General features: G+C 72.4%; 9 protein-coding genes and 1 pseudogene. 9 read left to right on the forward strand and 1 reads right to left on the reverse strand.

The window, feature by feature from the left end:
* The first annotated feature begins 174 nt into the window (after nt 1-174).
* On the forward strand, nt 175-456 hold the full coding sequence (locus ACIQHQ_RS00360) for an HU family DNA-binding protein (RefSeq protein ID WP_003990598.1): 282 nt from the start codon (nt 175-177) through the stop codon (nt 454-456).
* 242 nt (nt 457-698) lie between these two features.
* Here the strand turns inward: ACIQHQ_RS00360 and murA are convergent, their stop codons facing one another.
* The gene (gene murA, locus ACIQHQ_RS00365; protein WP_402608597.1) at nt 699-2,039 is read right to left on the reverse strand and encodes a UDP-N-acetylglucosamine 1-carboxyvinyltransferase; all 1,341 of its coding nucleotides are present in this window, start codon (nt 2,037-2,039) and stop codon (nt 699-701) included.
* Nucleotides 2,040-2,348: 309 nt separating this feature from the next.
* On the opposite strand from murA, the gene ACIQHQ_RS00370 reads away from it, so the two are divergent.
* The 8 genes and pseudogenes from ACIQHQ_RS00370 (at nt 2,349) to ACIQHQ_RS00405 (ending at nt 12,507) form a co-directional block, all read left to right on the forward strand.
* A complete protein-coding gene (locus ACIQHQ_RS00370) occupies nt 2,349-2,921 on the forward strand; it encodes a YqgE/AlgH family protein (protein WP_390982089.1) in 573 nt (190 codons plus the stop codon).
* A 30-nt stretch (nt 2,922-2,951) separates the two neighbouring features.
* On the forward strand, nt 2,952-3,233 hold the full coding sequence (locus tag ACIQHQ_RS00375; protein ID WP_003990595.1) for a DUF3039 domain-containing protein: 282 nt from the start codon (nt 2,952-2,954) through the stop codon (nt 3,231-3,233).
* Between the two features lie 300 nt (nt 3,234-3,533).
* Nucleotides 3,534-4,048, forward strand: a pseudogene (locus ACIQHQ_RS00380) (carbohydrate ABC transporter permease); the annotation flags it as partial.
* Nucleotides 4,045-4,890 carry a carbohydrate ABC transporter permease gene (locus tag ACIQHQ_RS00385; RefSeq protein WP_402608600.1) on the forward strand — a complete coding sequence of 282 codons (846 nt, stop codon included), beginning with the start codon at nt 4,045-4,047 and terminating at the stop codon, nt 4,888-4,890. The pseudogene ACIQHQ_RS00380 and the gene ACIQHQ_RS00385, both read left to right, overlap by 4 nt.
* Nucleotide 4,891: 1 nt before the next feature.
* On the forward strand, nt 4,892-6,517 hold the full coding sequence (locus tag ACIQHQ_RS00390; RefSeq protein WP_402608602.1) for a beta-N-acetylhexosaminidase: 1,626 nt from the start codon (nt 4,892-4,894) through the stop codon (nt 6,515-6,517).
* 259 nt (nt 6,518-6,776) lie between these two features.
* Nucleotides 6,777-7,670 (forward strand): FAD binding domain-containing protein, encoded by an 894-nt coding sequence (locus ACIQHQ_RS00395; RefSeq protein WP_402608604.1) that lies wholly within the window; start codon nt 6,777-6,779, stop codon nt 7,668-7,670.
* The gene (locus ACIQHQ_RS00400) at nt 7,667-10,201 is read left to right on the forward strand and encodes a 2Fe-2S iron-sulfur cluster-binding protein (protein ID WP_402608605.1); all 2,535 of its coding nucleotides are present in this window, start codon (nt 7,667-7,669) and stop codon (nt 10,199-10,201) included. The genes ACIQHQ_RS00395 and ACIQHQ_RS00400 overlap by 4 nt, the downstream gene beginning before the upstream one ends.
* Nucleotides 10,198-12,507, forward strand: coding sequence for a xanthine dehydrogenase family protein molybdopterin-binding subunit (locus ACIQHQ_RS00405; RefSeq protein WP_402608607.1), 2,310 nt, complete (start codon nt 10,198-10,200; stop codon nt 12,505-12,507). Before ACIQHQ_RS00400 ends, ACIQHQ_RS00405 begins: the two co-directional genes overlap by 4 nt.
* The last annotated feature ends 281 nt before the right edge of the window (nt 12,508-12,788 follow it).

The raw sequence follows: 12,788 nt of genomic DNA on the forward strand, positions 1-12,788 counted from the left end.
TTCTCACGACTCCTGCGGGTGCCGGATTGGCTTTCCCGCCGCAGGTAGAGGCAGGATGCGTCCCTGGGCGCGAGGGTCTGACGACGGACCCGGGTCCGGGGACTCACGGAGGACCCTGGCAGCATCGGCTTCGATCTGACGCCTCAACGGCAAGATGAACACGGGAGTAACAACATGAACCGCAGTGAGCTGGTGGCCGCGCTGGCCGACCGCGCCGAGGTGACCCGCAAGGACGCCGACGCCGTGCTGGCCGCGTTCGCCGACGTCGTCGGCGACATCGTCTCCAAGGGCGACGAGAAGGTCACCATCCCCGGCTTCCTGACCTTCGAGCGCACCCACCGTGCCGCTCGCACCGCCCGCAACCCGCAGACCGGCGAGCCCATCCAGATCCCCGCCGGGTACAGCGTGAAGGTCTCCGCGGGCTCGAAGCTCAAGGAAGCCGCAAAGGGCAAGTAACCCTGCTGGTCGTACGCCGATGGTGTACGCATCACAGTGAGTGACATCAAAGGGGCGGCCACCCGAAACCGGGTGGCCGCCCCTTTGGCGTCACTGCGTGCGCCGCTCCCGCGGGGATCAGCCGAGCGCCTTGCCCGGCAGCCCCACCTTCGCGGCCGGCTCCACGAGCTTCTCCCTACGGCGCCGTCCCGGGGTGTGACCCCCAGGACGGCAGCCGGGTGGGCGTTGTCGCAGAGAGGGGATCAGCCGAGCGCCTTGCCCGGCAGCTCCACCTTCGCGCCCAGCTCCACGAGCTTCTCCATGAAGTTCTCGTAGCCGCGGTTGATGAGGCCGATGCCGTGGACGCGGGACGTGCCCTGGGCCGCGAGCGCCGCGATCAGGTACGAGAAGCCTCCGCGGAGGTCGGGGATGACCAGATCCGCGCCCTGGAGCCTGGTCGGGCCGGAGACGACGGCCGAGTGCAGGAAGTTGCGCTGGCCGAAGCGGCAGTTCGAGCCGCCCAGGCACTCGCGGTAGAGCTGGATGTGCGCGCCCATCTGGTTCAGGGCGGACGTGAAGCCGAGGCGGGACTCGTAGACCGTCTCGTGGATGATGGACAGGCCCGTGGCCTGGGTCAGGGCGACCACCAGCGGCTGCTGCCAGTCGGTCTGGAAGCCCGGGTGGACGTCCGTCTCCAGCGCTATGGACTTCAGCTGGCCGCCGGGGTGCCAGAAACGGATGCCCTCGTCGTCGATCTCGAAGGCACCACCCACCTTGCGGTAGGTGTTCAGGAACGTCATCATCGAGCGCTGCTGGGCGCCGCGGATGTAGATGTTGCCCTCGGTCGCCAGCGCAGCGGACGCCCAGGACGCCGCCTCCAGGCGGTCCGGGAGGGCACGGTGGTTGTAGCCGCCGAGCTGGTCCACACCGGTGATGCGGATCGTCCGGTCGGTGTCCATCGCGATGATCGCGCCCATCTTCTGCAGCACGCAGATGAGGTCCTCGATCTCCGGCTCGACGGCCGCGTTGGACAGCTCCGTGACGCCCTCGGCGAGGACGGCCGTCAGCAGCACCTGCTCGGTTGCGCCGACGGACGGGTACGGCAGCTGGATCTTCGTGCCGCGCAGCCGCCGGGGCGCCTCCAGGTACTGGCCGTCCGCCCGCTTCTCGATCTTCGCGCCGAACTGCCGCAGCACCTCGAAGTGGAAGTCGATGGGCCGGCCGCCGATGTCGCAGCCGCCGAGGCCGGGGATGAAGGCGTGGCCGAGGCGGTGCAGCAGCGGTCCGCAGAACAGGATCGGAATACGGCTCGAACCCGCGTGGGCATCGATGTCAGCGACGTTCGCGCTCTCCACGCGTGTCGGATCCATCACCAGTTCGCCGGGTTCGTCACCCGGGCGGACCGTCACACCGTGCAGTTGCAGCAGACCCCGTACGACTCGGACGTCGCGGATGTCCGGAACATTGCGGAGCCGGCTGGGAGCGCTGCCGAGCAGCGCTGCGACCATGGCCTTCGGTACGAGGTTCTTCGCACCGCGGACACGGATCTCGCCCTCCAGCGGGGTTCCGCCGTGGACAAGCAGGACATCGTCGTTGACGGTCATGAATCTCGCGTTCCATGGAGTCGGGCAGGGGCCAGGAGGGAAAGGGTAGTCGCCCTCCACCCCCCTTCTGTAAGCCTGAGTGAGCCCCAGCCTCGTCATAGCTCTGTCACAACACGAACCGTTCCGAACCGGGCACATGGGGTCACGGCCGGGTTTGGTGCGCCGGGGACGCTTCGGTGTGCCCGGCCGTGTCCCCCCGCCGCCCCCGACCGAGGCCTTACCAGGCCACCTCTTCGATTCATGGCTGTGTTCCCTGCCTCTGCCGCATTGCCTCCCCACGCGAGGGCAAGATGCGGGATCATGTCTGCCATGACCGAGGTGTCCTCGCTCACAGGGCGGTTGCTCGTGGCCACCCCCGCCCTGGCGGACCCGAACTTCGACCGTGCGGTGGTGCTGCTCCTCGACCACGACGAGGAGGGCTCCCTCGGTGTCGTCCTCAACCGTCCCACCCCGGTGGACGTGGGGGACATCCTGGAGGGCTGGGGGGATCTCGCCGTGGAACCGGGTGTCGTGTTCCAGGGCGGCCCGGTGTCGCTGGACTCCGCCCTCGGCGTCGCGGTCGTCCCCGGCGGCGTGTCCGGCGAGGCCGCCCCGCTGGGCTGGCGCCGGGTGCACGGCGCGATCGGTCTGGTCGATCTGGAGGCCCCGCCGGAGCTGCTGGCCTCCGCCCTCGGCTCCCTGCGCATCTTCGCCGGGTACGCCGGCTGGGGCCCCGGCCAATTGGAGGACGAGCTGGTGGACGGCGCGTGGTACGTCGTGGAGTCGGAGCCCGGTGACGTCTCGTCCCCGTCTCCCGAGCGGCTCTGGCGCGAGGTGCTGCGCCGCCAGCGCAACGAGCTGGCGATGGTGGCGACGTACCCGGACGACCCGTCGCTCAACTGATGCGTGTGAGCTTTCAGTACCCTTGGCCCTATGAGCACTCTCGAGCCCGAGCGCGGGACTGGTACGGGGACCCTCGTTGAGCCGACGCCGCAGACCTCGCACGGTGACGGTGACCACGAGCGCTTCGCCCATTACGTCCAGAAGGACAAGATCATGGCGAGCGCCCTCGACGGCACTCCCGTCGTGGCGCTGTGCGGCAAGGTCTGGGTGCCGGGCCGCGACCCGAAGAAGTACCCCGTGTGTCCCATGTGCAAGGAGATCTACGAGTCCATGAGCTCCGGCGACGACGACAAGGGCAAGGGCGACAAGTAGCCCCTCCCCGCGGGGCGTGAAGCCCTCAGGGCGCGTTTGCGTGCCCTGAGGGCTTTTGTGCTGTCCGGGCGTTGCGCGGGGTGCGTCCGCCGGTCACAGAGTGGTGGAGACCTCTTGTGGTCGTGTTCATGCAGTCCCTAGCCTCCGTGGTGTTGTGCACAGCGAAACCTTCATTGCGCATGTTGCAACACCCCCTCGGAGGAGCACTCCATGAAGCTGTCCGTCCGTATCGCCGGGCTCACCGCGCTCGCCACCCTCCTGGCCACCGCCTGCGCACCCCAGACCTCCTCGAACTCCTCCTCCCGGTGTGGCTGTTCCTCTTCGACCCGGACTTCGGCCCGGTGAACCGGATGCTGGGCCTCGGCGACCACTCGTGGACGTACGGCCGTCTCAGCGCCTTCTTCCTCGTCCTGCTCGAAGTGGTGTGGTGCTCCTTCCCGTTCGTGATGGTGACCGTGTACGCCGGCATCCGCGCCGTACCCGGCGAAGTGCTGGAGGCCGCCGCCCTCGACGGCGCCTCGCAGTGGCGGATCTGGCGGTCGGTGCTCGCCCCGATACTCCGGCCGATCCTGGTCGTCGTCACGATCCAGTCGGTCATCTGGGACTTCAAGGTCTTCACGCAGATCTACGTCATGACGAGCGGCGGCGGCATCGCCGGCCAGAACCTCGTCCTGAACGTCTACGCCTACCAGCAGGCCTTCGCCTCGTCGCAGTACGGCCTCGGCTCCGCGATCGGCGTCGTGATGCTGCTGATCCTGCTCGCTGTCACCCTGGTGTACCTGCGGCTGCTGCGCCGTCAGGGGGAGGAACTGTGAACCCGCTACGCAGCCGTGTGCGCCGCCCGGGCCGGCCGGCCGCCGAGGCCTCCGCCCTGCTGATCGCGGTCGTCGTGGCCTTCCCCCTCTACTGGATGGTGCTCAGCGCCTTCAAACCGGCCGGGGAGATCGAGTCGAGCGAACCCAGGCCGTGGACGCTCGCGCCCTCCCTGGATTCCTTCCGGCGCGTCTTCGGGCAGCAGGAATTCGGCCGTTACTTCCTCAACAGCCTTGTCGTCGCGGGCAGTGTCGTGATTGCCTCCGCGCTGATCGCGTTTCTCGCCGCGACCGCCGTCACACGATTCCGCTTCCGCCTGCGGACCACCCTTCTGATCATGTTTCTGGTCGCCCAGATGGTGCCCGTGGAAGCCCTCACGATCCCTCTGTTCTTCCTCATGCGGGACGCCGGTCAGCTGAACACGCTGAGCTCGCTGATCCTGCCCCACATCGCCTTCTCGCTGCCCTTCGCGATCTGGATGCTGCGGGGGTTCGTGAAAGCCGTTCCCGAGGCGCTGGAGGAGGCCGCCTGTATCGATGGGGCGAGCCGGGCCCGATTCCTCTGGCAGATCCTTTTCCCGCTCGTCCTGCCGGGTCTCGTGGCCACCAGCGTGTTCTCGTTCATCTCCGCCTGGAACGACTTCCTGTTCGCCAAGTCGTTCATCATCAGTGACACCGCGCAGTCGACGCTGCCGATGGCCCTGCTCGTCTTCTACAAGCCCGACGACCCGGACTGGGGCGGAGTCATGGCCGCCTCCACGGTGATGACCGTTCCCGTCCTGGTCTTCTTCGTACTCGTACAGCGGCGCCTGGTCTCCGGACTGGGCGGAGCGGTGAAGGACTGACGTGACCGAACTGGTTCCGCACCCCCGCAGCGTCGTCGCCGCGCCCGGTGAGGTGCGGTTGACGGCCCGCTCCCGGCTCGACGCGGGCGCCGGGACGGAGGGCGTCGGCCACTGGCTGCGCACCGTCCTGGGGCAGTCCACCGGCCTGCCCCTGCACGAGGGGAGGCAGCCCGGTGACAACTGCGGCGACGGCGTCACCCTCCGGCTCGCCGCCGGGCTCGGCCCCGAGGAGTACCGCCTCGTCAGCGACCGGCACGGCGTCCTCATCGAGGGCGGCAAAGCGGCCGGTGTCTTCTGGGGCGCACAGACCCTGCGGCAACTCCTCGGCCCCGACGCCTTCCGCAGGGCACCGCTCGACCGCGACCGGTCCTGGGCCGTGCCGTACCGCACGATCGAGGACGCCCCCCGGTTCCGCTGGCGCGGCACGATGCTCGACGTCGCCCGGCACTTCATGCCGAAGGAAGGCGTGCTCCGTCACCTCGATCTGCTGGCGGCGCACAAACTCAACGTCTTCCACTTCCACCTGACGGACGACCAGGGCTGGCGTATCGAGATCAGGCGGCATCCGCGGCTGACCGAGATCGGCTCCTGGCGCGCCCGCACCAAAACCGGCCACCGGGCCTCGCCGTTGTGGGAGGACAAACCGCACGGCGGCTACTACACCCAGGACGACATCCGGGAGATCGTCGCCTACGCCGCCGAGCGGCATGTCACCGTCGTCCCCGAAATCGACGTGCCGGGGCACTCGCAGGCCGCCATCGCCGCGTACCCGGAACTCGGCAACACCGACGTCATCGACACCAGCACCCTCACCGTCTGGGACACCTGGGGAATCAACCCGAACGTACTCGCCCCCACGGACACCACCCTGCGCTTCTACGAGGGCGTCTTCGAGGAAGTACTCGCGCTGTTCCCCTCGGAGTTCGTCCACGTCGGCGGCGACGAATGCCCCAAGGACCAGTGGCGGAGGTCGCGGACCGCGCAGGCGCGCATCAGGGAACTCGGGCTCGCGGGCGAGGACGGACTCCAGTCCTGGTTCATCGGGCACTTCGGCACCTGGCTCGCCGAGCGCGGCCGCCGGCTGATCGGCTGGGACGAGATCCTGGAGGGCGGTCTCGCCGAGGGCGCCGCGGTGTCCTCCTGGCGCGGCTACGCCGGGGGCATCGCCGCCGCCCGGGCCGGCCACGACGTCGTCATGTGCCCCGAGCAGCAGGTGTACCTGGACCACCGTCAGGACGCGGGCCCCGAGGAGCCGGTACCGATCGGGTGGGTGCGCACCCTGGAGGACGTCTACCGGTTCGAGCCGGTGCCGCCGGAGCTGACGCCCGAGGAGGCCCGGCACGTGCTGGGCACCCAGGCCAACCTGTGGACGGAGGTGGTGGAGGACCAGGGGCGCGTGGACTACCAGGCGTTCCCCCGTCTCGCGGCCTTCGCGGAGGTCGCCTGGAGCGCCCTGCCGGTCCCGCCGGAGCGGGACTTCGCCGGCTTCGAGCGCCGTATGAGCGTCCATTACCGGCGGCTCGACGCCCTGGGTGTCGGCTACCGGCCGCCCACGGGCCCGCTGCCCTGGCAGCGGCGTCCCGGGGTCCTGGGCCGCCCGATCGACGGCCCGCCGCCCATCCGGTAGCGGCGGCCGGTGCGACCGAACAGCTCGAACAGGCCACGGAAAAAGCGCACAAGGGTAACCGAAAGTGCCAATCGGAACGCAGTGGTGAACCTGTGCGAAAACGGACCATCTCGCCGGTGAGGTGGGCGAATGCCTCCTAGCGGACCCGTGTCCTCGGCTCCCGCCAAGATGTGCCAGAGTTGCCACGTCCGCCCTGTCAGCACGTACCGTACGGCAGCACAGGTGGGACCAGGTGGGGCAGCGGGAAGGGGCAGCCGGTTTGACCACGCACGCACCGCAGGCGGCGCAGGCCGTCACGCTGCCCACAACACTGGACGAGGCCGTGGCGGCACTCACCGCCGTGCCCGCCGCCGTGCCCGTCGCGGGCGGCACCGACCTGATGGCCGCCGTCAACTCCGGACAGCTCAGGCCCGCCGCCCTGGTGGGCCTCGGGCGGATCAACGAGATCCGCGGCTGGCAGTACCTCGACGGTCACGCGCTGCTCGGCGCGGGCCTCACGCACGCGCGTATGGGCCGCCCCGACTTCGCGGCCCTCATCCCGGCGCTGGCCGCCGCCGCGCGTGCCGCGGGCCCGCCGCACATCCGCAACGCGGGCACCCTGGGCGGCAACATCGCCTCGGCCGCCCCCACCGGGGACGCGCTGCCGGTGCTGGCCGCCCTGGAGGCGACACTGATCATCGCGGGCCCGGGCGGAGCCCGCCGGGAGATCCCCGTGTCGCACCTGCTCGCCGGGATGGACATGCTCCGTGCCGGTGAACTCATCGGCTACGTGCGCGTGCCGCTGCTGCACGCCCCGCAGGTCTTCCTGAAGGCGACCGGCCGGACCGGGCCGGGGCGCGCGGTGGCGTCCGTGGCCCTGGTCCTGGACCCCGCGCGCCGGGGCGTGCGCTGCGCGGTGGGCGCCATAGCGCCGATGCCGCTGCGGCCGCTGGACGCCGAGCAGTGGGTCGGCAACCTCATCGACTGGGACAACAACCGCGCGCTCGTGCCGGAGGCGCTGAGCGCGTTCGGGGAGTACGTCGCCGCGGCCTGCATCCCCGACGCGGCGCCGGCCGAGGACGGCTCGGTCGCGCAGCTTCCGCCCGCCGTACTGCACCTGCGGCGCACCGTCGCCGCGCTGGCCCGACGAGCACTGGGGAGGGCGCTGTCGTGACCGACGACCAGCACGGAGAGGGCACGCCCCGGGGCGGCAGCCGCTGGGACCCGCTGCCCCAGGGCGAGTACGACGACGGCGCCACGGCCTTCGTCGAGCTCCCCGAGGGGGGCGTCGACGCCTTGCTGGCCGCCGACAGCCCTCTCGCCGCGCCGGGCCACGGCTACGTGCCGCCGCAGATAACGGTCACTCCCGCGACGACGGCCGGAACCGACCCGGCGGCCACGGGCGCGTGGCCGGTGCCGGGCGCGCCCGCCGACGGGGCGCAGTGGCACGACCCGAACGCCGGGCACCAGCAGCACGGTCACGACCACGGCGGGCACCAGCAGCAGGGCCACGACCTGCCCGAACAGCCGTACGGCTCCGACGCGCCGTACGACCCCGGGACGCCCTACGGCTCCGACGCGGGAGCGCGGCAGCACGCCGGGGACGACCGGTTCACGTACAACCCGGCAGCGACCGGGCAGTGGAACTTCGAGGAGACCGCGGCCGCCGCGCCCGGCCACGACGTCACGGGGCAGTGGTCCATTCCCGTCGCCGGGGGCGACCTCCCGGACGAATCGGGCGAGTTCACCACGTCCTCATTGGTCGAGCAGTGGGGCGGCACCCCGCCGGCCACGCTGCCGGGCGGTGCGCCCGCGCCGTGGGCGACGCAGGCCGCGGGCCGGCCGTGGGGGCAGCAGGACCCGCAGGACGCGGCGGCGCAGGAGCAGCAGGGCCACCCCCACGAGCACGGGCACGAGCACGGGCACGAGCAGGGGCACGGACAGGGACAGGGACAGGGACAGGGACAGCGGGCCGACGCCGGAGCGGCCGCCGGATACGCCTCCGACCAGCAGGCCGCCGGGGCGGTGCCGCGGGAGGCGGGCCCGGACGAGGTCGGGTACCCGCAGGACGTCCCCGCACCGGGAGTCCACGAGGGCACCGGCCCCGGGCACGAAACCGGGCAGTTCGGCCATGCGCCGGAGCCGTCCGGCAACGCCGGGCACGGTCCGAAGGCGCCCCACGCCGGTCACGCGCCCGAGCCGTCGGAGTACGCGCCGGAGACCCTCGGAGCGACCGGCCACACGGCGGAGCCGTCCCGCTATGCCGACCGCGGGCCGGAGCCCGCCAGCTTCGCCGGTCCGGGCCAGCGGCCCGCCGAGTTCGCCGACCGCGGGCCGGGGGCTGCCGGTTTCGCCGACCAGGGCCAGGAGTCCGCCGAGTTCGCCGACCGCGGGCCGGGGGCCGCCGGGTTCGCCCACCAGGGCCAGGAGTTCGCCGATCGCGGCCAGGAGTCCGCCGAGTTCGCCGACCGCGGGCCGGGGGCTGCCGGTTTCGCCGACCAGGGCCAGGAATTCGCCGAGTTCGCCGACCGTGGGCCGGAGCCCGCCGACGCCGTCGGCCAGGGCCGGGAGACCACCGGCTTCCCCGACCACGGGCCCGAGTCCGCTGGTGCCGCCGACCAGGGGTCGGAGGCGGACGGCTTCGCCGGGCACGGGCCGGACCCGTCCGGTGCCGCCGGTCACCCGATGCCCGCCGCTCAGGAGCCCGAGCCGTACGCCGACGCCCCCGGCGAGTTCCTCCCGGAATCCGTGCACGAGGCGCACCCGGAAGCCGGCGCGCTCCCTCAGGGTGCTCCAGACGCCCAGGAGACCTCACAGGGCGCTCCGGGGTCCGGTGAGCCCGTCGGCCCCGCCGAGGATGCTCCAAGGGTCCCAGAGGCCGCTGACGGCCCCTCCGAGGCCGCTGCCGGGACCCTGCACGCCCCGGCGGAGGCGGCCGCCCGCACCGGACCGGATGCCGCCGACGGCGAGACCGGGGACGACCGGGCTTCCGAGGAGGCCCCGGCGACCGACCCGGCCGGCACCTCGGACGCCCCGGCCGGTGCCGCCCCCCAGGAGGAACACCCCCTCGCCTCGTACGCCCTGCGCGTCAACGGCACCGACCGCCCCGTCACCGACGCGTGGATCGGCGAGTCCCTGCTGTACGTGCTGCGAGAGCGGCTCGGACTCGCGGGTGCCAAGGACGGCTGCTCGCAGGGCGAGTGCGGCGCGTGCAACGTCCAGGTCGACGGGCGGCTCGTGGCGTCCTGCCTCGTCCCGGCCGTGACCGCCGCCGGCAGCGAGGTCCGCACCGTCGAGGGTCTGGCCGAGGACGGGCAGCCCTCGGACGTGCAGCGGGCGCTCGCGCGCTGCGGCGCCGTGCAGTGCGGTTTCTGCGTCCCCGGCATGGCGATGACCGTGCACGACCTGCTGGAGGGCAACCCGGCCCCCACCGAGCTCGAGACCCGCCAGGCGCTGTGCGGCAACCTGTGCCGCTGCTCCGGCTACCGGGGCGTGGTGGACGCCGTCAAGGAAGTCGTCGCCGAACGCGAGGCCCACTCCGCGCCCGCCGACGGCGACACCGACGAGGCCCGCATCCCGCACCAGGCGGGCCCGGGCGCCGGTGGCGTGAACGCGTCGGCCTTCGGAGCGCCCCCGGAACCGCACATCCCGCACTCCCCGGACCCGCACGACCAGCCCTACGGCCAGGACGGAGGCCCAGCGTGAGCAACGAAGCAGCCACCGCACAGGCCGCGGAGGCCGCCCCCGCCCCCGAGCCCCTCCCGCACGGCATCGGCGCCTCGCTCCCGCCCGCCGACGCCCGCGCCAAGACGGAGGGCACCTTCCCGTACGCCGCCGACCTGTGGGCCGAGGGCCTGCTGTGGGCGGCCGTGCTGCGCTCACCGCACCCGCACGCGCGCATCGTCTCCATCGACACCTCCCACGCGCGCGAGATGCCCGGCGTACGCGCCGTCGTCACCCACGAGGACGTCCCCGGCAGCCCGTTGCACGGCCGTGGCAAGGCCGACCGCCCGTTCTTCGCCTCCGAGGTCGTGCGCCACCACGGCGAGCCCATCGCCGCCGTCGCCGCCGACCACCCGGACACCGCGCGGATGGCCGCCGCCGCCGTCATCGTCGAGTACGAGGTGCTCGACCCGGTGACCGATCCGGAGCAGGCCTTCGAGGCCGAGCCGCTGCACCCCGACGGCAACCTGATCCGGCACATCCCGCTGCGCCACGGCGACCCGGAGGCGGCCGGCGAGATCGTCGTCGAGGGCCTGTACCGCATCGGCCGCCAGGACCCCGCGCCCATCGGGGCCGAGGCGGGCCTGGCCGTGCCGCGCCCGGACGGCGGGGTGGAGCTGTACCTCGCCTCCACCGACCCGCACGCCGACCGCGACGCGGCCGCCGCCGCCTTCGGCCTGGAGCCCGAGCGTGTCAAGGTCGTCGTCACCGGCGTCCCCGGCGCCACCGCCGACCGCGAGGACCAGGGCTTCCAGCTCCCGCTCGGCCTGCTGGCGCTGCGCACCGGCTGCCCGGTGAAACTCACCGCCACGCGCGAGGAGTCCTTCCTCGGCCACGTCCACCGGCACCCCACGCTGCTGCGCTACCGCCATCACGCCGACACCGAGGGCAGACTCGTCAAGGTCGAGGCGCAGATCCTGCTCGACGCGGGTGCCTACGCCGACACCTCCTCCGAGGCCCTGGCGGCCGCCGTCGCGTTCGCCTGCGGCCCCTATGTCGTCCCGAACGCCTTCATCGAGGGCTGGGCCGTACGCACCAACAACCCCCCGTCCGGCCACGTGCGCGGCGAAGGAGCCATGCAGGTCTGCGCCGCCTACGAGGCGCAGATGGACAAGATCGCCAAGAAGCTCGGCATCGACCCGGCCGAGGTGCGGCTGCGCAACGCCCTGGCGACGGGCGACGTGCTGCCGACCGGCCAGACGGTCACCTGCCCCGCCCCTGTGGCCGAACTGCTCCAGTCCGTACGGGACTTCCCGCTGCCGCCGCTGCCCAAGGACACGCCCGAGGACGAGTGGCTGCTGCCCGGCGGCCCCGAGGGCGCGGGCGAACCGGGCGCCGTGCGCCGGGGCGTGGGCTACGGCGTGGGCATGGTGCACATGCTCGGCGCAGAGGGCGCGGACGAGGTCTCCACGGCCACCGTGAAAGTCCACGACGGCGTCGCGACGGTCCTGTGCGCGGCCGTCGAGACCGGCCAGGGCTTCACGACGCTGGCCCGCCAGATCGTCCAGGAGACGCTCGGCATCGACGAGGTGCACGTGGCGCCGGTCGACACCGACCAGCCCTCGGCGGGCCCGGGCTGCCGGGGCCGGCACACCTGGGTCTCGGGCGGGGCGGTGGAGCGCGCGGCCAAGATGGTCCGCACCCAGCTCCTCCAGCCGCTCGCCCACAAGTTCGGCATGTCGACGGAGCTGCTCCAGATCACCGACGGCAAGATCACGTCGTACGACGGGGTGCTCTCCACGACCGTCACCGAGGCGCTGGACGGCAAGGAACTGTGGGCCACCGCCCAGTGCCGCCCGCACCCGACCGAGCCGCTGAACGAGACCGGCCAGGGCGACGCCTTCGTGGGCATGGCCTTCTGCGCGATCCGCGCGGTGGTGGACGTCGACATCGAGATCGGTTCCGTACGGGTCGTGGAGCTGGCCGTCGCCCAGGACGTGGGCCGCGTCCTGAACCCGGCCCAGCTCACCGCCCGGATCGAGGGGGGTGTGACCCAGGGCGTGGGCATCGCGCTCACGGAGAACCTCCGCACGCCACGCGGTCTGATCCGCCACCCCGACCTCACCGGGTACGCCCTCCCGACCGCCCTCGACGCGCCCGACATCCGCATCGTCCGGCTGGTCGAGGAACGGGACGTGGTCGCCCCCTTCGGGGCCAAGGCGGTCAGCGCGGTGCCGGTGGTGACGTCCCCGGCGGCCGTGGCGTCCGCCGTCCGCGCCGCGACGGGCCGCCCGGTGAACCGCCTCCCGATCCGCCCCCAGGCCGCGGTGGTCACGGAACGGACCTGAGGCCGGTGCCGCCCCGGGGCGGCCCGGAACCGGCGCATCGGACTCCGCCCATCGGACTCCGCCCATCGGACTCCGCCCATCGGACTCCGCCCCACCGGAGCCCACCGGACTCCGCCCCACCGGATCCCGCTCCGCCCGCGTGAAATCTGATGCCGCGCCAGGAATGAAAGCGATTTCGGCGGAAAGGGAACGCGCGAGGGTGCTCTGAGCGTCTTGTGGGGTGACGCGGCGTGGTCGCCGGGCGCGCGTCGCTGGTCCGGGGCGTTGTCAGTGGTGGGGCG

It is taken from the genome of Streptomyces sp. NPDC092370, assembly GCF_044755265.1.
Lineage (GTDB): Bacteria > Actinomycetota > Actinomycetes > Streptomycetales > Streptomycetaceae > Streptomyces.

Bases quoted from the DNA above. Each gene is read 5' to 3' on its own strand.
- ACIQHQ_RS00375 (WP_003990595.1), top strand. From the start codon at position 2,952: ATGAGCACTCTCGAGCCCGAGCGCGGGACTGGTACGGGGACCCTCGTT.
- ACIQHQ_RS00360 (WP_003990598.1), top strand. From the start codon at position 175: ATGAACCGCAGTGAGCTGGTGGCCGCGCTGGCCGACCGCGCCGAGGTG.
- murA (WP_402608597.1), bottom strand. From the start codon at position 2,039: ATGACCGTCAACGACGATGTCCTGCTTGTCCACGGCGGAACCCCGCTG.
- ACIQHQ_RS00370 (WP_390982089.1), top strand. From the start codon at position 2,349: ATGACCGAGGTGTCCTCGCTCACAGGGCGGTTGCTCGTGGCCACCCCC.